Annotated in this window: 24 protein-coding genes and 3 pseudogenes; 17 read left to right on the top strand and 10 right to left on the bottom strand. The window is 32.9% G+C overall.

Annotated elements, in window-relative coordinates; all coding sequences use genetic code 11:
* Positions 1-157 precede the first annotated feature (157 nt).
* The 5 genes from AC1DKZ_RS11045 to AC1DKZ_RS11065 all read left to right on the top strand — a co-directional run bounded on the left by AC1DKZ_RS11045 (position 158) and on the right by AC1DKZ_RS11065 (position 5259).
* Positions 158-1876, top strand: coding sequence for an alpha-keto acid decarboxylase family protein (locus AC1DKZ_RS11045; RefSeq protein ID WP_476996225.1), 1719 nt, complete (start codon positions 158-160; stop codon positions 1874-1876).
* Between the two features lie 91 nt (positions 1877-1967).
* Positions 1968-3398, top strand: a complete 1431-nt coding sequence (locus AC1DKZ_RS11050; protein ID WP_431182537.1) for a PQQ-dependent sugar dehydrogenase — start codon at positions 1968-1970, stop codon at positions 3396-3398.
* Positions 3399-3596: 198 nt separating this feature from the next.
* Positions 3597-4169, top strand: a complete 573-nt coding sequence (locus AC1DKZ_RS11055; protein ID WP_002013264.1) for a YybS family protein — start codon at positions 3597-3599, stop codon at positions 4167-4169.
* Between the two features lie 68 nt (positions 4170-4237).
* Positions 4238-4801 carry a GNAT family N-acetyltransferase gene (locus AC1DKZ_RS11060; RefSeq protein ID WP_431182539.1) on the top strand — a complete coding sequence of 188 codons (564 nt, stop codon included), beginning with the start codon at positions 4238-4240 and terminating at the stop codon, positions 4799-4801.
* A 77-nt stretch (positions 4802-4878) separates the two neighbouring features.
* Positions 4879-5259: a GIY-YIG nuclease family protein gene (locus AC1DKZ_RS11065; protein ID WP_107886867.1), complete on the top strand. Its 381-nt coding sequence runs from the start codon at positions 4879-4881 to the stop codon at positions 5257-5259.
* Between the two features lie 48 nt (positions 5260-5307).
* On the opposite strand, the gene AC1DKZ_RS11070 is transcribed toward AC1DKZ_RS11065, so the two are convergent.
* A complete protein-coding gene (locus AC1DKZ_RS11070) occupies positions 5308-5514 on the bottom strand; it encodes a hypothetical protein (protein WP_002136543.1) in 207 nt (68 codons plus the stop codon).
* Positions 5515-5646: 132 nt separating this feature from the next.
* Here AC1DKZ_RS11070 and AC1DKZ_RS11075 point away from each other — a divergent pair, with 132 nt between their 5' ends.
* The 5 genes from AC1DKZ_RS11075 (at position 5647) to AC1DKZ_RS11095 (ending at position 9414) form a co-directional block, all read left to right on the top strand.
* Positions 5647-6426 (top strand): undecaprenyl-diphosphate phosphatase, encoded by a 780-nt coding sequence (locus AC1DKZ_RS11075; protein WP_427282847.1) that lies wholly within the window; start codon positions 5647-5649, stop codon positions 6424-6426.
* 71 nt (positions 6427-6497) lie between these two features.
* Positions 6498-7820: an NAD(P)-binding protein gene (locus AC1DKZ_RS11080; RefSeq protein WP_476996226.1), complete on the top strand. Its 1323-nt coding sequence runs from the start codon at positions 6498-6500 to the stop codon at positions 7818-7820.
* 63 nt (positions 7821-7883) lie between these two features.
* The gene (locus AC1DKZ_RS11085; RefSeq protein ID WP_476996227.1) at positions 7884-8405 is read left to right on the top strand and encodes a GNAT family N-acetyltransferase; all 522 of its coding nucleotides are present in this window, start codon (positions 7884-7886) and stop codon (positions 8403-8405) included.
* A 23-nt stretch (positions 8406-8428) separates the two neighbouring features.
* Positions 8429-8950 (top strand): YfiT family bacillithiol transferase, encoded by a 522-nt coding sequence (locus AC1DKZ_RS11090; protein ID WP_219302409.1) that lies wholly within the window; start codon positions 8429-8431, stop codon positions 8948-8950.
* The gene (locus AC1DKZ_RS11095) at positions 8890-9414 is read left to right on the top strand and encodes a GNAT family N-acetyltransferase (protein WP_476996228.1); all 525 of its coding nucleotides are present in this window, start codon (positions 8890-8892) and stop codon (positions 9412-9414) included. The genes AC1DKZ_RS11090 and AC1DKZ_RS11095 overlap by 61 nt, the downstream gene beginning before the upstream one ends.
* Before the next feature lie 121 nt (positions 9415-9535).
* Here AC1DKZ_RS11095 and AC1DKZ_RS11100 read toward each other — a convergent pair whose 3' ends face one another.
* On the bottom strand, positions 9536-9913 hold the full coding sequence (locus tag AC1DKZ_RS11100; RefSeq protein ID WP_002065713.1) for a PH domain-containing protein: 378 nt from the start codon (positions 9911-9913) through the stop codon (positions 9536-9538).
* 179 nt (positions 9914-10092) lie between these two features.
* Between AC1DKZ_RS11100 and AC1DKZ_RS11105 the strand changes: the two genes are divergently transcribed.
* The 6 genes and pseudogenes from AC1DKZ_RS11105 (at position 10093) to AC1DKZ_RS11130 (ending at position 14552) form a co-directional block, all read left to right on the top strand.
* Positions 10093-10944 carry a patatin-like phospholipase family protein gene (locus AC1DKZ_RS11105; protein ID WP_476996229.1) on the top strand — a complete coding sequence of 284 codons (852 nt, stop codon included), beginning with the start codon at positions 10093-10095 and terminating at the stop codon, positions 10942-10944.
* 12 nt (positions 10945-10956) lie between these two features.
* Positions 10957-11332 (top strand): annotated as a pseudogene (locus AC1DKZ_RS11110) (YxiJ-like family protein).
* Between the two features lie 282 nt (positions 11333-11614).
* On the top strand, positions 11615-11980 hold the full coding sequence (locus AC1DKZ_RS11115) for a hypothetical protein (protein WP_113936397.1): 366 nt from the start codon (positions 11615-11617) through the stop codon (positions 11978-11980).
* A gap of 79 nt (positions 11981-12059) precedes the next feature.
* Positions 12060-13256, top strand: a pseudogene (locus AC1DKZ_RS11120) (alpha/beta hydrolase-fold protein).
* Between the two features lie 21 nt (positions 13257-13277).
* Positions 13278-13685 (top strand): DnaJ family domain-containing protein, encoded by a 408-nt coding sequence (locus AC1DKZ_RS11125; RefSeq protein WP_113936396.1) that lies wholly within the window; start codon positions 13278-13280, stop codon positions 13683-13685.
* Positions 13686-13763: 78 nt separating this feature from the next.
* Entirely contained in the window at positions 13764-14552 is a 789-nt protein-coding gene (locus AC1DKZ_RS11130) for a YwqG family protein (protein ID WP_476996230.1), read from the top strand.
* Between the two features lie 659 nt (positions 14553-15211).
* Here the strand turns inward: AC1DKZ_RS11130 and AC1DKZ_RS11135 are convergent.
* The 3 genes and pseudogenes from AC1DKZ_RS11135 to AC1DKZ_RS11145 all read right to left on the bottom strand — a co-directional run bounded on the left by AC1DKZ_RS11135 (position 15212) and on the right by AC1DKZ_RS11145 (position 17082).
* Entirely contained in the window at positions 15212-15607 is a 396-nt protein-coding gene (locus AC1DKZ_RS11135; RefSeq protein WP_113769500.1) for a RidA family protein, read from the bottom strand.
* A 72-nt stretch (positions 15608-15679) separates the two neighbouring features.
* Positions 15680-16252, bottom strand: coding sequence for a histidine phosphatase family protein (locus AC1DKZ_RS11140; RefSeq protein ID WP_476996231.1), 573 nt, complete (start codon positions 16250-16252; stop codon positions 15680-15682).
* A gap of 48 nt (positions 16253-16300) precedes the next feature.
* Positions 16301-17082 (bottom strand): annotated as a pseudogene (locus AC1DKZ_RS11145) (hypothetical protein).
* Between the two features lie 596 nt (positions 17083-17678).
* Here AC1DKZ_RS11145 and AC1DKZ_RS11150 point away from each other — a divergent pair.
* The gene (locus AC1DKZ_RS11150; RefSeq protein ID WP_476996232.1) at positions 17679-18641 is read left to right on the top strand and encodes an MBL fold metallo-hydrolase; all 963 of its coding nucleotides are present in this window, start codon (positions 17679-17681) and stop codon (positions 18639-18641) included.
* A gap of 58 nt (positions 18642-18699) precedes the next feature.
* Here the strand turns inward: AC1DKZ_RS11150 and AC1DKZ_RS11155 are convergent, their stop codons facing one another.
* The 5 genes from AC1DKZ_RS11155 to AC1DKZ_RS11175 all read right to left on the bottom strand — a co-directional run bounded on the left by AC1DKZ_RS11155 (position 18700) and on the right by AC1DKZ_RS11175 (position 21712).
* Entirely contained in the window at positions 18700-18945 is a 246-nt protein-coding gene (locus tag AC1DKZ_RS11155; protein ID WP_404447754.1) for a hypothetical protein, read from the bottom strand.
* A gap of 39 nt (positions 18946-18984) precedes the next feature.
* Positions 18985-19482, bottom strand: coding sequence for an NUDIX hydrolase (locus AC1DKZ_RS11160; protein WP_113734973.1), 498 nt, complete (start codon positions 19480-19482; stop codon positions 18985-18987).
* A 22-nt stretch (positions 19483-19504) separates the two neighbouring features.
* Positions 19505-20635, bottom strand: coding sequence for a DNA polymerase III subunit beta (gene dnaN / locus AC1DKZ_RS11165; RefSeq protein WP_088039470.1), 1131 nt, complete (start codon positions 20633-20635; stop codon positions 19505-19507).
* A gap of 30 nt (positions 20636-20665) precedes the next feature.
* Positions 20666-21109, bottom strand: coding sequence for an NUDIX hydrolase (locus tag AC1DKZ_RS11170; RefSeq protein ID WP_002147574.1), 444 nt, complete (start codon positions 21107-21109; stop codon positions 20666-20668).
* A 186-nt stretch (positions 21110-21295) separates the two neighbouring features.
* Positions 21296-21712, bottom strand: a complete 417-nt coding sequence (locus AC1DKZ_RS11175; protein WP_242311404.1) for a GNAT family N-acetyltransferase — start codon at positions 21710-21712, stop codon at positions 21296-21298.
* Positions 21713-21715 lie beyond the last annotated feature (3 nt).

Consider the following 21715-nt stretch of genomic DNA (forward strand, 5'->3'; position numbering starts at 1 on the left):
CCTCCTTCTCTTGTTTTATGAATCTCTCCAAAGATAAGGAGCATTTCTTCCCGATTAATTGTTGCACAACGGATAACCGGTTTAATTAAAGGGAATTATCAAAAAGGGTACTATAAAATAGAACAAGCCAAAGAAATAGATAAGGAGTGAGCAAGCGATGGACAACATGATTAATACGGGCAGCTTTGGTTTACAAAGGGGACCTGATCCAAAAACGGTTGGCCAGTATTTGTTCGATTGCCTGAAAATCGAGGGCATTACCGAAATTTTTGGTGTCRCAGGGGACTATAATTTTACACTTCTTGATACTTTGGAGTGTTATAACGGCATCCGTTTTATAGAAGGACGAAATGAACTAAACTCGGGCTACGCTGCAGATGGCTATGCAAGAATCAAAGGAATATCGGCTCTTATTACGACATTTGGGGTCGGGGAGCTCAGTGCATGCAATGCGATAGCGGGAGCCAACAGCGAGCATGTGCCAATTATACACATTGTGGGTGCGCCTCCTGAGAAGGATCAAAAAGAGCATAAGCTTATGCATCACACCTTAATGGATGGGAATTTTGACGTTTTTCGCAAGGTGTATGAGCAGATTACGGCATATACCGCGGTGCTTACGCCGGAAAATGCCAAGATTGAAATTCAGACTGCGATTCGCATTGCTAAGGAAAAGAAAAAGCCGGTATACCTGGTTGTGGCTAATGATTTAGTGACCAAACCAATTAAAGTCTGGGCAGAACCGGTACCACCACGTCCAACATCCAACCCGAATACCCTTCAGGCTGCAGTGAATCATGTCCGTCCGCTTTTGGAACGTGCCCAACGACCGGTTATCCTGGTGGATGTGAAAACGATGCGATTCGGCCTTCAGACAGCGACTCGGCAGCTAGCCGATGCAATGAATGTGCCTGTTGTAACGATGATTTACGGGAAGGGCGGATTCGACGAGAACCATCCAAATTATATCGGAATGTATTTAGGCTCTTTCGGGAGGACTGAAGTCCAAAGTACAGTGGAGAATGCAGATTGTATCATTGCGATTGGTATGGTATGGGCGGATACAAACACCGCAAGTTTTACCGCAAAGCTGAACCCGCTGATAACTGTCAACATTCAACCGGATATAGTTAAAATCGCTGAGGCGGAATATCCGAATGTTCTTGCAGCCGACATGCTACTTGCTGTGCAGAAGTTGAGTTATACAGGCAAAGGTTTGACAAAAAAATTGTCATTCCCTTATGAGCAATTCACAACTATTGCCGACGGACCTCTAATGGCGGACGGCTATTATCCGCGTTTTCAGCGCATGCTGAAAGAGGGTGATATTGTAATCGCCGAGACCGGAACGTTCTATTATGGAATGGGAGAGGTAAGACTGCCGGGCAATGTAACATATATTGGACAAGGTGGATGGCAGTCCATCGGCTACGCAATCCCTTCGGCGTTTGGTGCTATTATGGCCGCGCCGGAACGCCGAGTATTGGTGTTTACAGGTGACGGTGCCCTGCAGCTAACGGCACAGGAAATCAGTTCTATGCTCTATTACGGTTGCAAGCCCATAATCTTTGTCTTGAACAACGATGGTTATACAATTGAGAAATATTTAAATGTCAAAACAGAGGATCAAAAGTACAACCAAATCCCTCGATGGTCTTACACCAAGCTGGCCGAAGCTTTTGGAGGTAACGCGTTTACCGTTACGGTCCGGACCTATGGAGAGCTTGATCAGGCTATAATCCATGTTGAAAAGGAAAGCGCCAAAAGACTCTGTATAATTGAAATGATCGCAGGTAATCCAATGGACGCACCTGAATATATGCGACGGATGCGCAGTTATATGGAGAAGCAGGAAATGCAGCGCAGCCAGAAATAATATCCAATTCTCTAGTCCCTAATTGGATACTAATTGAACAGTTCTAATCATATTCTTTTAATAAAACGCAATTAAAGGGGTGTAAAGTAAGTTGACAAAAGTTAAGGTTAGTTTACGACCCATTGCAAGTAAGTTCAATTTACCTACTGTTTTGAAAACAACTATACTACCAGGTGACTCAATTGAAAGGTTATTTATTGCAACCCAGGTAGGAGAAATCTTTTACATAGGAGACGGAGTTATAAGGACTTTTTTAGATATTCGCCCGCGAATTATCAAATTAGGCACGTTTGAAGAAGGTGTCTCTAGTAGCGGTTATGATGAACGCGGATTGCTAGGACTAGCGTTTCATCCACAATTTTATCAAAACGGTTTATTTTACCTTCATTATTCAGTAGCTGGCACTCAAGGTCCGGGTGCCCTTTCTGAACCTTTTAAACCTAATCCGTGTGATCCGAAAACTTTAAACTTAAAGTGGGTAAATAGAGATACTCAATATGATCATATTGATACGGTTGAGGAATGGATTTTACAATCACATAGTCAACCTCAAAAACGACGGACATTACTTAACATAAGAAGGCCCTTTTTTAATCATAACGGAGTCAATAGTTTAAACTTTTCACCTGAGAGTGGAAAACTTGTTTTTACAAATGGAGATGGTGGATCGGGTTATGATCCATTTAATTTAAGCCAGGATGATTTAGAAATAGCGGGTAAAATAATTGAAATTGATGTAAGTAAAAATACATTCATAAATAACCCTCCAGTAGTTACACGCTTTAATGAGTTTCCTTTATCTATACAAGAAACACTTACAGTAATTGCGAAAGGAGTTCGGAATATAACAGGTATTTCATTTCAAAGGTTTTATAATCAGTATATCAAATATGCTGGAAATGTCGGGCAGGATATTGTAGAGTCTATTTTTTCGTTTGTTCATTATAAACCCATACCGGTTACCGAACTTGTTCAAACGCATTTAATGAGATCCACTCCTAATCAAGATGGATTTATTAATTTTGGTTGGCGAGGATGGGAAGGAGAATTTCCTACTTCTTTTATAAGGCACTGTTCTGAGAATCCTACTTTGGATGAGAGAACAATGGCTTATTATAATGAAACAATAGAAACATCAGTGAGGCGCATACAGCCCCTAATTAGTTATTTTCATAAAGATTCCAGAGCAGATAAGTTTGGAGGAACCTCACTTACAGGAGTACAACCATATATGGGAACTACAATTCCTAGTTTAACTGGTAGTATCGTGTTTACTGATCTTGCTAAGAAAGAAGAATTTCAATCTCCAGTAAAGGGAGTGTTAGCTTTTACTAGAACAGCTCTAGACGGGAAACGTAATGATTTTCATGTTATTGAAACCAATTATGATTTTGGTTCTCAAGCAGCTTATTATATGAGCTTGGGAACAAACGGAGATCAAACTAGATTATATTTAGGGGTTTATGGATCTATGAAAGTAACGGATTTTAACAAAGGTACTATTTTTGAAATTGTTCCATGATACGGTATAAACTCTTAGTCTAAAAATATATGGAATTCATACTTTTTCAAACGCACGATTTAGCGCCTCTTAAAAAACCTTCTATGGATAAACATCTATTGTATAGTGATTCCTAACAAGCAGAAAGTAAAACATAACCAATAAGTATTTGAATAAAAATAGAAAGTGGTGAATTAAGTCTCTTTAGGGGGGAATTTGATGAATCGCTTTAGAAGCTATTGGTATCAATGGATGATAGAGCAGGATGCGAATTTTGTTCATAAAAGAAAGGTGACGCCTGCAAGTAGGTTAGTCATTACAGCATTACTCGGTTCATTTGCTGCTATTTTTCAATCTGCGGGGAACTTAATCCCTGGAATTGGGTTATTTATTAGTCCTTTCGCGACGCTACCGATTTTTCTAGCTATTTGTTATTCTATTCGTGAGGGAGTACTTTCTTATATTCTTACTATTTTCCTATTATTCATTATTGAGCCAAGTGAACTAATTGTCTTTCCCTTTACTACAGGCTTATTAGGTATAGCGTTAGGAGTATCCTTTTTACAATTCAAGAGGAGGATTTGGGTAATTTCCTTTTCAGCGATATGTCTACTTATAGGAATTATGATCATTCTCGATATCTTCCGTTTTCCTGTACTTGGTCCTACTATTCATACGACTATGGATATAAAAGTTATTACATTAATATTTATACTGAGTTTTTTATACTGCTGGATCTATGCAGAGTTGTGTAGAATAATAATGAATAGAGTATATAAAGTATGGTCTTAATAATTGCATAAAATCTTTTTGAACAAATACACTTTCTCATATATTTTCAAAGGTTGGAGATGTAAGCCATGTATAACATTGAAATTAGAAGGCCGAATTCGAATGATTTAGATGAATTACATTTGTTTTTTCGTCTTGTTATTACTAATACATTTAAAAACGAAGGGTTATCACATCTATTAGATGACATAGAAAATGAAATTAACTCGAAAAAGAAATATTTAAAAAATGATTTTGATAGTAATGGAGAAAGTCGTTACTTTTTATTAGCAATAGATACAAGTAACGATAAAATCATTGGAACGATTGAAATCGGTCCAGCAAGTACATTGATTAATAGTTGTACAGACGGTGTACTTAAGGATTTGTATGAAATAGGAACTGTATTTATACTTCCGGAGTATCAAAGAAAAGGTATAGGGAGTTTACTGCTAAATACAATGTATCTTATATTACTTAGCAGAGGACTAACCGAATGCTGTTTAGATAGTGGATACAAAAAAGCACAAAGTATATGGACAAAAAAGTTTGGAAAACCTAGTTATGTGCTGAAGGATTATTGGGGCGAATCAAACGATCATATGATTTGGAAAAAAAGTTTACATGATATACCTATAATATTTGAATTATGAAATGAAATATCTCTCTTAACATAGCTTTTCTTACATACTTATGCTATTATTTATCTTTATAATAAAAGAGGACGTGAATGAACTTGATTAAAATTAATATTCCTGAAGCTGATGTTTCAATTACTGAACGTAACCAAGTTATTAAAGGAGACGAGCCATTAATTACTCCAATTAACGGTTTTATCGATTTCCACTTGTTCCCTAGAGATAAAGGCGGCATTTTTATGTTTTACAATATTAATGACGAACTTCTTTTCGTAGGTAAAGCTCGTAAAATTAGACAACGTATTAAAAAGCATTTTGAAGATAATGTTTCACCAATCAAAAATCATCGTGATGAAGTATACCGCATCGATGCATGTATCGTAGAAGATCCAACTGAAAGAGAAATATACGAAACATACATCATTAATAAGTACAAAGCGAAATATAACGTTGATAAAGTGTTTTATAAATAAGTAAAAAAAACAATCCTAGCACATATACTAGGATTGTTTTTTTGTGTTTCATTCTTCATTTCTTTCTCCTTTTTTAAAATGATTAGCAGCAATTAAACAGAAAAGCCCTATAAATAAAATTATAATTCCAAGCGTTTTATGTTTTCCTTCAAAAAAAGGAATATCTGAAATAACATTTGTCATACATAACCCTATAAACACAAGGATAGGTCCTGCCCACAGTAATACATTGCCGAATTTCGTATGTTGCCACATAGTAACCCTCCTTACTCCTTTTTACATATATATCCATGAAATAAAAGTAAATTCATAGAGAAAAATAGTTTTTTTCATATCGAAAATTGAACCTTCATATATTGGTACAAGCAAACGAGAAAGGGGACCATCATGAATTGGTTAGAAGCTTTTATATTAGGGATAATACAAGGTTTAACAGAGTTTTTGCCGATTAGTAGTACAGGACATCTTTATTTAGGAAGGCATTTGTTTCAATTAGATGAAGCTGGATTGTTTTTAGATACGATGCTGCATATCGGGACTTTGCTTGCAGTGTTTATTTATTACAAAAAAGAATTTATATACTTAATTAAAAATCCATTTTCAAAACTAATGCTATTACTTATTGTCGGGACGATACCTGCGGTTGTAATCGGCTTATTATTTAAAGACTTTTTTGAAGATATTTCAAAAACAGGTATAACAATAGGTTGGGAGTTTTTAGTGACGGGTTTATTTCTTTATATGGCCGATAAACAAAAAAACGGTCGTAAAAAAATGAATGATATTACATATAAAGATGCATTCATAATTGGTTCATTTCAAGCAGTAGCTATATTTCCAGCAATTTCCCGTTCTGGAATGACAATTGTCGCTGCATTATGGAGAAAGTTAGACCGTGAAACAGCGGCGTACTTTTCCTTTTTATTATCAACACCAGCTATTGTCGGAGCTATCATCTTGCAATTTGCAGATGTTTATCAAGGGAAAGCAGAATCTATTTCTAGTACATCTTTAATTGTCGGCACGTTATCAGCAGCGTTTTTTGGTTACATAGCTGTTTCATGGATGATTCAATATTTAAAACGTCACTCCTTAAAAGTATTCGCGTATTACGTATGGGGATTAGGTATTTTAATTTTAACGTTGCAATTTACTCATGTGTTTTAATTTAGTAATTCTTCGTTTAGATCCTGTTTCATTCATACAAGGCAGGATCTTTTTTCATTAAGGGGGTAAATATGTTTAATAAGGCTATCGTTATTGGCGGAAGTATAGCAGGAAAACTCGCAGCAAAAGCATTATCAACTTCTTTTAAAGAAGTAATCATTATAGAAGTCGGCGAAAGATGGGATGGAAAGGCTTTGAGAAAAAGAGTTCCACAAAGTAATCATCCTCATGTGTTATTAAAAGGCGGAGAAAATGCAATCGAGGAATTGTTTCCTACTATTACTAATGAATTAATAGATGCAGGCAGCATCGTAAATAACTTTACTCGTGATATAAAATGGCATCAATTTGGTTTATGGAAACAGCCATTCATAGGAGAAGTGCMTATGATTCAACAAAGTAGGCTTTTGCTTGAATGGCATATTCAAAAACGAATACATCAAATTTCAAATATTACAACTCAGTTTGGAACATTGGTTGAAGGGTTATTAGTAGATGGAAAGCTTAACAAAGTATGTGGAGTAAAAGCTAAGTGTTTAGAGACTGGCATGCAAGAAGAAATTCAAGCAGATATTGTTGTTGATGCGAGTGGATTCGGTTCAAAAAGTATTGCGTGGTTACGTGAATACAATATCGAAGTGCAAGAAGAGAAAGTGCGTATTGATTTATTTTACGCAACTAAAATGTTTAAACTCAAAGAAAATGAGAAATTAGACTGCTGTAATATGCTAATGTCTCCAAGTTTCCCTGACAATCCGTATGGTGTTCTTATTCAAACGATTGAGGATAATCGTTATTTTGTTACTTTCAGCGGATACGCAAATGAGAAAGCACCACAAACAGATGATGAGTTTTATGATTTCGCTGAAAATCTATCAATCCCTAATGTGACAGATTTTCTAAACAAAGCTGAGGGAATTACTGATATAAAGACATACAAAATTCCTTATCAAGTACGTCGGCGATTTGATTTAATTAATCATTTACCAGAAGGGTTGTTAGTAGTCGGTGATGCACAATGTCGTTTTGATCCAGTTTTCGGTCAGGGAGTTTCAGTTGCGGCTATGGAAGCTTACCAGTTGCAATTACTACTACAAGATAGAAAAGGTCTCGATAAAACATTTACACAACAATTTTATAAGAAGGCTGCGAACATCATACAAACTCCTTGGGAAATGACAACAACTGAAATATCACGACACCCTCAGCTAAAGAGAGAATTAACTACGAAACAAAAATTTCAGCTATGGTATACGAAACAAATATATCAACTATCTGCAAGTGACTCTGACGTTTATATTCGATTAGTAAGAGTGATGAATTTAATTCGTAGTCCATTTCACCTATTTCATCCGAAAGTGCTACTCGCTGTATTACTGATGCGAAAGAAATAGCAGGAAAATTATCGGTTAAAAAAGAATGTATAACAGTTAGTAAATCAAGAAGGGGTAAACTGGATGAAAATATACATAGAACAATTAAAGAATCAAGACGCTGAAGATTTATTTAACTTTGAACTAACGAACAAATCATTTTTTGAAACAATGGTACCAAGTCGTGGCTCTAATTATTACGTGTATGAATACTTTCAAAAGCAATTTGACGAACTATTAAAAGAACAAACTGAGGGGATTTCTTATTTTCATCTCATACGTAATACAGAAAAAGAAATTGTAGGACGTATCAATTTAGTTGATGTAGATAAGGAAAAACGAATTGGGTCGTTAGGCTACCGAGTTGGAGAGAAGTTTACTAAAAAAGGAGTTGCAGCAGCATCTGTAAAATTGATTTTGGCTCAAGCAAGAGTCTATGAAATTAATGAAATACATGCTATGACAACAATAAATAACATAGCTTCACAAATTGTATTAGAAAAGAACGGATTTTCTCGTGAAAAGGAAGCGGAGACAACTACTGTAGATTTAAACGAGGAAAACGTAAATTTCGTACATTATATTTGGAGGACCGCTAAGGGTTAAAGATAATAGGGAGGGACATGTACATGAAGGATTTACGTTATCCAATAGGTCAATTTACTTATGTAGGAACTATTACAGAAGAAATAATTGATAAATGGATTCAAGAAATTGAGGATTTACCTAATGAACTAGCAAGAGCGATAAAAAATTTAGATCAGAAGCAATTAGATACACCGTATCGCGTCGGTGGATGGACTGTTCGTCAAGTTGTTCATCATGTTGTTGATAGTCATATGAATAGCTATATACGCTTTAAATTAGCACTGACAGAAAAGAATCCAACTATTAAACCGTACAAAGAAGAAAAATGGGCAGAGCTACCTGACTCAAAATTACCAGTAGATGTTTCACTTGTAATGCTAGATTCATTACATAAAAGATGGGTTAACTTATTATATTCTTTAGAACCAGCAGATTTAGAAAAGACATTTAATCATCCTGAATCAGGAGAAACAAAACTTGCTGCTGCAATTGGACTATATGCATGGCACGGTCGTCATCATACAGCTCATATTACTTCTTTAAGAGAGCGTTTAAATTGGTAACATTAGAGAAGGCGACAGAAATTGATGCAGAGATTATATTTCAAATGCAAGTAGAATCATTTAGTTCATTATTAGAAAAGTATAAGGACTATGAAACAAGTCCGGCAAATGAACTTATTGAAAAAACAATTTCAAGAATAAATAATCTGGACGGTGGATTTTATAAAATTTTCGTAAACACGAATCTTGTCGGAGCGATATGTATATCACGTAAAGAAAGGGCATCTAAATTTTGGATCAGCCCGATGTTTATTATTCCAAACTATCAAGGGAACGGAATTGCTCAAAAAGTATTAATTTTAATCGAGGAGATGTTTCCTGAAATAACGACTTGGGAGCTTGCTACAATTTTAGAGGAAGAGCGAAATTGTTTTCTATACGAAAAGATGGGATATATAAGAACGGAATTTAAAAAGAAATTAAATGATAAAGCAACTTTAATTTATTATAAAAAAGAAAGGTAAAGCACATTTTAAATGCTTTACCTTTTTGTACTGTTTTAGATTAAATATACAATTCAAATGTATATTCTTCCAAAAAGTTCGGGTTAGTAATTTTGAATTCGAATAAATATACAAAAATGAACTATTTCGTCGTATATGTTACTAACGCTTTTTGAATGCTTAAAATACTATCGTCACCTTTAAATTCTTTCGTAATTGGATCATCCATACTAGATACCCAAATTTTAAGCTCTGCATCTAAATCAAAATGCCCAGCTGTTTCAATGCTAAATTGTGTAATGCTTTTATAAGGAATAGAATGATACTCTGTTTTTTTACCTGATATTCCTTGTTTATCTACTAAAATAAGACGACGATTTGTAAATACGATTAAATCACGAATTAATTTATAAGCATGCTCAACTTTTTCATCATCTAGCATAATCTTTTCTAAATCACGTTCAACGCTTTCTGTACTCGCACTTGATGCATTTCCTAAAATACCACTAAATAAACCCATATGAAATTCCTCCTTTATAATATGTGGAATGAGTTTCTTATATTGTACCATGCAAATGACTAATAGATTATGACATTGCTTCAATAGTTTTTTGTTATTATTGCAACCAATTTATATAACCTCATCCTAAAATCTTGTGCTAACATATAATTAAGAAAACAGAAGCAGAGGGATATAGCATGAAAAATATCGGTTTAGTATTAGAAGGCGGCGGAATGAAAGGGTTATATACTGCAGGAGTACTCGAATATTTTATGGAAAGGGACTTATTCTTTCCGTATGTAGTCGGTGTATCCGCTGGAGCGTGTATGGGAGCAACATATTTGTCGCGTCAAAAAGGAAGAAATAAGAAAGTAAATACAGAGCTAGTAGCAGATCACAGGTATATATCTTATCGAAACTTAATTCAAAAACGTGAATTATTTGGAATGGATTTTTTATTTGATGAAGTACCAAACAAAATTGTACCGTTTGATTTTCAAACTTTCCTAAATTCAAATGAACAGTTTGTAATCGGAACGACTGATTGCGAATCAGGACAGGCAGTTTATTATAATAAAACAGAACATGGAAATGATATTTTAAAAATTATTCGTGCATCAAGCTCTGTGCCGTTTATAGCACCTGCTGTAGAATATGATAATCGAAAATTGTTAGATGGAGGGATTATAGATCCTATTCCAGTTTTTAAAGCGCAAAATGATGGTTATTTAAAAAACGTTGTTATAATGACAAAGCCAGAAGGATACAAGAAGCAGCGTAATAAATTTTCTGGACTAGCTAAAATTTTATATAGAAGATATCCAAAAATCGCAGAGCATTTAGTAGAACATTATCGTTTTTATAATGAAACTGTATCTTATATGAATCACAACGAACAAAAAGATAATTTTTATGTAATTCAGCCAAGCGCACAGCTTCCTATAAGCGGAATAGAAAGAAATAAAGAAAAGCTCGTTAATTTATATAATCTTGGCTATAAAGATGCTCATAATCATTATGGAAATTTATTGAATTGGATGGAGAAATAAAGGAGTGGAACGTTGGTATTAGGAAAAGAAGTTATTTTTAATGAATTGCAGAAAATGCATAGTCCTCTATATAAACCATTTCCGAATTGTGACATTCTAAAAGTACGGAAAGATTATAAAAATATATTTACAGAAGATGATTGCATAAGTTCTGATTTAAATTATTATTGGATGCATACAGCAGCAACTTTATTTAAATTCTGTACTAAATAAAAAAGAAAAGAATATTTCGTTTCAGCAAATACAGTGGCTAAGAAAATCGTTTTTTGAATGGTTTCCACAATATCGTTTTCTAGAAACAGAAATTGTGAAGTATCCTATTTTGCATAGAGATTTTATGAATTATGAGAAGTCCCGGAAACTATTACTTTACTATCTTACTGAATAAAGACGAAGACGCACAGGTTAAATATAGCTTGTGCGTTTTTTTAGTTCATAAAATATACAATATTATCAACTTGTTTATATAGGAATTCTAATGAGAAGAAAGAAGTACATATAGAATGATATAAGGGAGAGAGAATAAGTTTAGTAGCCGTTTTCCTTTAAGTTATTGTCCAACTTGAATATAGTTATTTATGTTAAAATATTTCGAGTAAAATCAAGTTCTTAACGATTTTATCAACCATTAAACAAAATAAATTAGAAACGCAGAAGGGACAGCACTAACATGGAAAACGTGTCAAAGATAGATAAATTGGAATCAATAAAATCTTTACAATCGACAATTCGTAAACTTGAAAATGCTTTTTCACAGATGACTCAAAAAGGAGCAAATACTACCTTAGTAAAAAAAAGGCTTAAAGCCGTTTGCATAGGGCTAGCAGTGTTAGAGAACGTGTGGAATCAAGAAAGTCATCGGTATAGCCAAGAAGAGTTAGCAGAAGCTCGTAATGTCCTTGCTGGTTTGCTCCCATCAATTGAGAGAGCCTATGATAAGTCTAAAGATGGTAGTCCTCAAAGAACGCTTTTAACAAGACGGATAAAAGCGTTGGAGCTTTCTATTCAGGCAATTGATAAACTTTCTAATAAATAACTCATCTAAATACACAACATCCTAATCTTAAATTTTATAAAAGCAATCTAGTGAAAAGAAATACAAAGGAGGAAGATGGATGACTTCAATAATTAGTCCAAAGTTAGAGGAACTTAATAATCAATTGAAAAACGGAAACGAGAAAGCTTTTTATACTTTTTTGCATGAAATAAAGTCAAATAATACGCCATTAATAGAACAGTGTCCAGTAGATAATCGGTATAAGCTTATAACGTATATATGGTTAGGGGACCGAAAAACTGAAAACGTTTATGTATTCGGTAGTTTTCCTGGTTGGGATCTGTCTGTAAATCAATTGCAACGGTTGTTACATACAGATATTTGGTATCGAACGTTTAGAACGGATAAGCGTTTTATTTCAACTTACTATTTTTCAGTAAATGATTTTTTCGAAAATGATTGGATAAAGCGTAGTGAGCAGTACCGACTAGACCGATTTAATGGAAATGTATTTGGAGAAGATGCCAATAAAGGATCCGTGTTAGAAATAGATATGAAAGTGCCGTATGATAGTCGATTTCCTTCTAATCATTATCCATCTGGAGAAATTGAAACATATTCTTTCTATAGTTCAACTTTAAATAATACACGTAAGATTCATATTTATACTCCTCATAATTATTCTCAAACTTCACACCTTCATGAACTTCTCATTGTATTTGATGGGAATTCTTTTATTAAAGACCTTTCAATCACAAGAACACTCAATTATTTAATTTATAAAAAAGAAATTCCGTCTTGTATAGCTGTTGCTATAGATCCTGTTGATCGGCTAGAAGAGCTAACCTATAACGATAAAATGAATACATTTTTAACGGAGGAATTACTTCCGTGGATTCAAGCTAAGTATCACGTATATCAAGAAGAGAGGAATACAACAATTGCCGGTTTCAGTCTCGGTGGCTTAGCAGCTTTTTATGCAGCTCTTCAAAATCCACATATTTTCGGAAATGTGTTGTCAATGTCTGGATCCGTACATTGGAAAAAGGATGGCTTTGAAAATAAAATTCCGTGGATTGAAAATCAAATTACATCTGTAAATCCCAATACGTCTCAACCTCATTTTTATTTGGCAGCAGGATAACTTGAAAACGAACCTCTTTTAACGGCTAATAAGCGCTTATATAGAGCTTTAAAAGATAAGGGATACCAAATGACTTATGAAGAGTTTCAAGGCGGCCATGACAGTGTTTGGTGGCGAGAAAAGTTATTTGATGGATTGAGAGCATTAAAACATATAAAAACCACACTATAAAATAAAAAGGAGAGAGAATCTATGAATCAAGATGAGCTAGATAAAAAACTTAAAAAACAAGAAATTTTAGTTAAAGATGAAAAAGTTTGGTCGTTCACGTATGAGGATCATATTAGTTCTATCGTTAAACAGGCAGAAAAGACAGGAGCGTTTAATGATTTACCTGGGAAAGGGAAACCTCTTAATCTTGATAAAGATCTTTCGTATAATCCTGACAAGCAACTTTATAGAACTTTGAAAAATAATCATGTTTTGCCTAGGTGGATTGAACTTTCAAAGGAAATAGATCATCTAAAAGAAAATTTAAAAGAACTAACGGATAATGCAGAAGCAGCTATGTTAATTACAACTATTAATAAAAAGGTCTCAGAACATAATTTACTTTGTCCGCCAAGTGCGCAAAAAATGAGGGTTAAAACGGATTTTTAGCTTTTTTTAATGAAACCATCTTTTGCAATATAATTGAGGTAGGCATTTATTATTTATCTTTAAAGGGAGGCAGAAGAAATGAAGAATACGTATCAGCTTCAATTACCGAAAGAACTAGAGCAGTATCCGTATATTAAAGTGTCTGGAACGCAAGCAGAAACAACTCTTTTTGAAAGTAAGTTTGGTGGCTATCCGTATGTACCTATAAATCAAGAGCATCCTAAAGACTCGAACGGACAACCTATGATGCTACTTGCGCAGTTAAACTTTGAAGAAATGCCGCATATTGACACTATGCCTCAAAAGGGACTATTACAATTTTTCGTAAGTGCTGATGATGAACTTTTTGGAATAGATTTTGACCATCCAACTAGCCAAAAAGACTTTCGAATTATTTATCATTCTACAATAACGGAAGATTTAACTAAGGTTATTACTGATTTTAGTTATTTAAACACTTTAGATTTAGAGCATTTTATCATACCTGAAGCAGCTAAACTAAAGTTTGAATTGGATTATCAACCAGTAACATCAAGAGATTATCGATTTGAAAAAATTTTTAAGGAAAACATTGATTGGGAAGAAATTGTTGATGAAGAAAATAAAACAAAATTAGGCGAACTGTATGATGATCTATACGAAGATCAAGGGCATAAAATTGGCGGTTATCCATTTTTCACACAGACAGATCCGAGGGAATGGGAAGAAAAATACCAACAACACGATATATTATTGTTACAAATCGATACAGATGATTCATTAAATATTATGTGGGGAGATTCTGGTGTTGCTAATTTCTTTACACGTAAGGAAGATTTATTAAACCTAGATTTTTCCAATGTTATTTACAATTGGGATTGTTACTAAAAATAGATAAATGGAGTACTAGCTAGCAAAAGAAATCTTCCTGAAGGTGAGGAGGATTTTTTCACGTTAAAAATAAACGTTATGTTAACTAGAATGAAGAATCCAATGAAAGTCAAGCGTAAATAAAAGAAATAACAATAAAAATATAAAATAATAAAACATATATAATTAGCAATAAATCTATAAAGCAAAACATAAAATGAAATTTATCATTTGTATAGAAAAATTTATTTCGCATAAAAAAATTCCGTGCTAATCAAAATTATTTTGGCTCGTTAAACGATAAAAACTGTAGAAATTCATTTAGATAAGATTTTATGTGAATCTCATTAAAAATACCCGTTTCGTCTCATTAAGTATAGTTTACTTGGTTTTTGATACAGGTAAACACTTACTCTATACAACTTCGTATAATATATATTATGTTAACTAGTAAAAAGTAATAAACTTATTATATGTTAGTTATGGTTGTTAGTCTCCCCTTTTTAATTGGATTCATAATGTGTTGTAGATTGTGTGGTTATTTGTTTTTTAAGTTATTTATGTTGTGTTATTGATAAGAATGTTTCCGTGTATAATTTATATTTTAGTTAATAAAAAACGCAATTCGTTTAAAGTGAACGAATTGCGTTGATATGATTAAGAATAAGTTTTTAAAATTAGTTTGCTACAGCAATTGCTTCGATTTCGATTAATAATTTATTGTTAATCAATTTGTTAACTTCTACAGCTGAACTTGCTGGTGGATTGTTTGTGTTGATGTATTGATCTCGAATATCTCTAACAATGGCCATTTGAGAAATGTCCGTCAAGAAAAATGTTAATTTTACTACATCATTAAAATTTAAGTCTGAAGTTTTTAATGCGATTTTAATATTTTCAAATACTTGTCGTGTTTGTGTAGCTAAATCATCAATTCCAACTATTTGACCGTCAGTATTAATTGCTACTTGTCCTGATATGTAAATGGTTCGTTTAGCATTACTAACTTCGACTACATGTGAGTATCCAAAAGTTGCTGGCATTGTTTCTGGATTGATAAATTTCTTTTGCAATGTACTTCTCTCCTTTTGATATCATATTTTCTGTATATCTTAATTCTAATTAGTTCCTGAACTATTATCTGTTCACAAATGATCTATTTTGTTGTATTCACTTATTTTCCATTGCTCTTGATGGTAATAGATGCTACTGATACAAGCAGTAAAAAGTTTTGTTTTTCCTGAGCCTATTTTATTATTGGATATAAGAGCAAGAATTGTGTTTATGACAGCGCTATGAGTAACTAAAATAACTTTACTATTTGGGTGTTGTTTCTGGATTATATTTAAACCGGTTATAATTCTTGTTTTTAGAAATCTTCTTGGTTCTTGATTTATATAATTACGATTTGGAAACATTTTCGTTCGCTCTTCTGTCGTTAATCCTGAAGCCATACCATAATCGCGTTCTATAAAATTATCCATTTCAATAAGATCTACTGGTATTAACATGTATGTATTTATGATTTCAGCTGTGTGCTTTGCTCTTGATAAAGGACTAGAAATAATAATGTCCCATTGTTTTTCACGTAAATACAAACCGCATTTTTCAGCTTGTTGTATACCATTTTTATTTAGCTTAATGTTCTCACGACCTTGGAGCTTTCCAATAGTATTCCACTCAGTTTCCCCGTGCCTAACTAAGCATATAACAGTCATACACGTATCCTCCTGCTACAATATGAAGTTAAATTCTATACATACAGTTTAAAGAATTATATATGTTTGATTTCCTTGAGAACTGCTTCTAATTACGTCTTGTTTTATTAATTCATTAAATTCTTCATAGGTTATTTCCATTGAGTATCTGCTGCTTACATAATATTCTTTAAGAGGTTGATCATTTTCCTTTAACAATAAGATTAATTCTTCACTAATTGTGTTAGCGATTCCGCAAAATATTCTTTAAGTATTTCCTTATTCGCAGTTATTAAATTCAAAGTTGTATATCGAGTGTTTCCATAAAGACCAATTTGATATTCCCCTAAATCCAAATACGTATTACCATACATTCCAAAGGACTCTTTGTCTGTTTGTTCTTGTTCTAGAATCGCATACTAATATCTTTTATTGTTTCTCAAAGGCCGTTCTGTTTCTAAATAGTTTTCTTCAATGTTAATTATTTGTCCAGAATCTAATAACACACCGCTATAAAGTAAAAGACTATACGATTCTTTAGATAAATAATTAAATGTCTCGATTCTTTTAGACATAGCATCAATTTGATTACAATACTTTTCAATTATGTTAAGTGCAGTTTTAATTAGAGGCTCACATAGGTTATACAGTTTTTCTCCTTCATTAGCTGTTATAACCATACATGTTGGATAGTAACTCCCTTCTGTCTTATTCAATAAACCTTCTAGTTCTAATGCGTGCATTTGTTTTTCGAATTCCTCGTTAGTCCAATTTAGCTTCGTTTTTATAGTATTTGATTCTATGCCCAGATGGAGCATTACAAGTAAATATTGAAGGTTTGTTCCGCTTATTTTTAAAGTTGGATAATTGTCAACTTATGAAATCATTTTTGTCTCATAAGTTGTTTTAAGTATTTTCTCCGGAGTATAATTAGCAAGCATTTTAAAATCCCTTCTTTTTTAGTAATTTAATTGTAAAATCTATGTATTTACTATGTTCTATAAATAAAAATAAGTATCCTTTAATGATTTTAAATAAAAAACCTTAGTATAGCTATGTTAATACCTATACTAAGGTTATCTAGAATTCTATATTTAGTTATTGCTATTTAATAGTTTATATTTAGACTTCTTTTTTCTTTCTTCAAGCATTTATAGACTCTCCTTCCTGTGGATAATTAGTTACCTATCTGCTTCTATAACATATAAAGAAACATACGGTCTTTGTTGTTTATAAGAAAGAATTTACTTAAACAAAACAATTCACAAATACATAATATTAGTTTTAGCTGCTGCTAAATGAATTCTATTTTTTATATATAAATAATAAATTTGAAGAATTTATGAAATGTACTGCATTTAAGATGAAAGGTAAAATGATATAGTTTAAACTACAATTAGCTACAATAACAACATACGTATATTGTTAAACGTAAAAAGGAGAACTAATGAAAAAGAAATATATGAATCAAATTCCGACTGATGTAAGTTTTAATCCGAAAGATATTATTGGTTTAATGACTGATTACTTTAAAATGAAAACAAAGCTGCGTCCTGTAAAGAATTTACCTATTGTTTTATCGAATAAAAATAATGAGTCTTTAGAGAGTGTGACATGGTTTGGGCACTCTGCTTCTCTTTTGAAAATAGAAGGTAAAAAATTGTTATTAGACCCTATGTTTGGAGATGCCTCTTCCCCATTTCCTGTGTTTAATAGTAAGCGGTATAGTGGTGCTTTTTCTTTAGAACATGATGAACTTCAAGAAATTGATGCGATTATCATTTCTCATAATCACTATGACCATTTAAATTACAAAAGTATTATGCAGTTAAAAGATCGCGCAAAGCACTTTTATGTACCAACGGGAGTTGCGCAATATCTTATTAAATGGGGTATTTCACCTAGTAAAATTAGTGAACATAATTGGTGGGATGAAATTACGTTTAATAATATTAAGTTAGTTTGCGCTCCTGCAAGGCATTTCTCTGGACGAAGTATGACAGATAAAGATCGTTCTTTATGGTGTTCATGGCTTATTCTTGGTCAAGAAACGAAAGTTTTCTTTAGCGGTGATAGTGGCTATGCTCCGCACTTTAAGGAGATTGGTAATAAATATGGTCCATTCGATCTTACTTTAATGGAATGCGGGCAATACGATACGAGATGGTCTGCAATTCATATGTTGCCAGAAGAAACAGTACAAGCTCATATTGACGTTAAAGGAGAATTGCTTGTTCCTATTCATTGGGGTGCTTTTACGTTAGCATTACATGAATGGAGTGATCCTATTGAACGTGTTACGAAAGAAGCAAATCGTTTAGGGGTTAATATTGCAACGCCACAAATCGGTGAAGCTATTGCGTTACAATCTAAAGATTATCCTACGGCTGCTTGGTGGCGAGAAGTGTAAGTATAATAAAAAGCGAACCAATTTAATATTGATGGTTCGCTTTTTATTCATTTATGACTCATCTATTAAAATTTTTTGTTTTATCTACTGGAATTTCATTTTTCATCTTTTCTGTTGTCCAATATCCTGTAGGGTCTTCTATATCGTTTGAATCTTGAATAGCAGATGGGATATTGGGGGCTTTTTTCACTTGAGTAAGAGTATCTTTTTCGCTAGAGGTTGCCAATGCTAAGTAAATAATTAAGGGTATTATAATAGTAACACTAGTTATATATATCCAAAATAAGTGATTTCCTTTTTTCATGAGCTCCTCCTTCTATTACATACTAATCTCCCCTAATTACTACTTTACTATGCTGGTCTGCTTAGCTAATTCTTTATTCTTATACTCTACTAATTTATGATTTGATAAAACGCAAGAGTGCTCTAATATTAATTCATTATAAAGTACTTCAGTTAAAAATTTAGGTATCATCTCTCCTACGCCGTAATTATAGTCACTTAGAATCCAAGATACCTCTTTCCAATCTAGAATTCCTTCTGAGACTTTTTTTGGAGTGTGATATGTAAATTCATTAAGTAGCTCTACTAAATAGACATACATGCCACCAGAATATGAGGAATCCTCCCATTTAATAATGCCTTTAAATTGAATTTGATTTTGTTCAACATCTATATTTGTTTCTTCTTTTATTTCACGAATTGCATTTTCTAACGGTGTTTCTCCTTTTTCTATCTTCCCTCCTACACCGTTCCATAATCCTTTTACAGGATCATATTCTCTATTTAGCATAAGTATTTCTTCATTTCTTTTTATAAAACATAAAGTGTGCTTGTACATAATTTATTTCTTTCCTTTGTTCTTAATAAGTTCTAACAGGCGATATTAAATATACTGCTGCAGATTGTTCACCTGCTTCAATTAATATCGGTCTCATGGAACCGCCAAAACTTAAAGTAACTCTATCTTCTTTTATTGCTTTTAAAGTATCGACCATATATCGTCCATCGAAAGATATATTTAATTGCTTTTCGCCGTGAATAGCATCTATTTGTTGTGTCTCAGATATTTTACCAATCTGAGAAGCGTTAGAAGAGATTTGTATTGTGCATTCGTCGATGATTTCTAAGTTAACGTTGTTGTTTGCCCATTCACTAGCCAATAAACTTGACCGATCTACACCTTGTAAAATCTTTTTTCTATCTATATTAATAACCGTTTGGGATTCATTTGGAATTAGGCCGGATATATTAGGATATTTTCCTTCAATAAGCCTTGAATACAACGTAATTGTACTGAATTTAAAAATAATGTGACTCTCTGAAAGATATATGTATACTAAATTTGAATTACTGTTCATTAATTTTAGTAGTTCACTAATAGTCGAATTTGGTACAATGCAATTTAATTTCGCATGTGAAGAAATGGGTATTTCACGTAAAGCCAGTCTGTGCGAATCAGTAGCAGCACAAATTAATTTGTTATGATCAATAACGAAATGTACGCCAGTAAGAACTGGTCTAGATTCATTTTTAGCAGTTGCAAAGACAGTTTGTTTGAATACCTCAATCAGCTGTTCCGTTTCTACTTGTATTTCTGTATGTGCGTCTAAAAATGGTACATTAGGAAATTCATTTGCCGAGAGTCCATTTAAGTTTAAAGTAATTTCATCTGATTGAATTGTAATCAACTGCTCATTCATACTTTTTATTAAAATCTCACTTGGCATTTTCTTAATAATTTCAATGAAATACTTTGCTGGTACAACAATACTCCCTGCTTTTAAAATAGTTGTAATTTGTTCGTCTTCAATTGAAATAGGTATAAATTTTTCAATGAAAATATTCGAATTACTTGCGATTAAAGTAATTCCAGATTGATCTGCTGTTATCTTTATTCCGGATAATATAGGAATTAAAGTTTTTGTTGAGATAGCTTTACTTACTTCTGAAAGAGCTTGTGTAAATTGTTTGTGATTAACGATAAACTCCATTTTTCCCCCGCCTTAAATGAAATACTATCTTTATGAAGATTGATGAATAATAGTTCCATTAAAAATATAAGGAACTGTTTCTTTCTTTTGTAAAAGGCTTTTTAAGTGTTCTGGTATACGTAAATAAGGTTCTGCTGAATCTAATTCCATCCAGGTAATCTCCTCAATCTCTTTTGGCCGTGATATACAGATTTCCCCTCCGATTATTTCTCCTAAAAAATTAAAGAAGATTGCATGATGTCCTCTCTCTTCAAAAAAGGCTTCACTAATGGAACAAACCCCTTTTACGGATATATCTAGCCCTGTTTCTTCTTTCACTTCACGAATTGCTGCCTCTTCTAACGTTTCTCCGAATTTAACTGCTCCACCTGGTAAAGTGTAATAAGAACCGTTTTTCCCTTTGTTTTTAACCATTAATAGCTTTTCATGAGTTTCATCATATAGAAGTGCGTATGTAACATTTACTTTTTTCATATGTAACCCCCTTGAATGGTAAAAATTTTCTGTCTTTATTTTATTCTATCATTAAATTGTTTTTATTCACAAAAAAGAAAAAGAACGTGTTTTGAAAAAGAATAATCAAAACACGTCCACTAAATGTTAAAAATTGATTCGGTTAAAAGATACCAAGCGATAGCAACTATAAATTTAATATGTTTTTTACAATCTTTTTTCTAAATAGTAGTGATGATGTCCTTTAGGATGATCTTTACTGACTCCGATCACTTTATATCCGTGTTTTTTATAAAAGTTTGGAGCTTGGAAACTAAAAGTGTCTAAGTTTATCAGCCGACATTCTTTTTCGATTGCAAATTCTTCAATAAGTTTCATTAATTTGCTGCCATAGCCTTCGTGTCTATATTCTTCAGACACCCACAGAAAGTCAATATGCAAGTGATGCCAAAATGTTATAGCTGTTACCCCTCCGATTATTTCTTCTTTTTCATTCCTTACTATAAAACTTACCTTTTCTGAAGGTGTTTTTTCCTCATTTGAAAGATGTTTTTGGTTATATTCAATTACTTTCTCTCTTATGTAATCACTATCTTCTTGTACCCACTGCTGCACTATTTTCATTTT

Source organism: Bacillus sp. 05T21 (assembly GCF_056396785.1).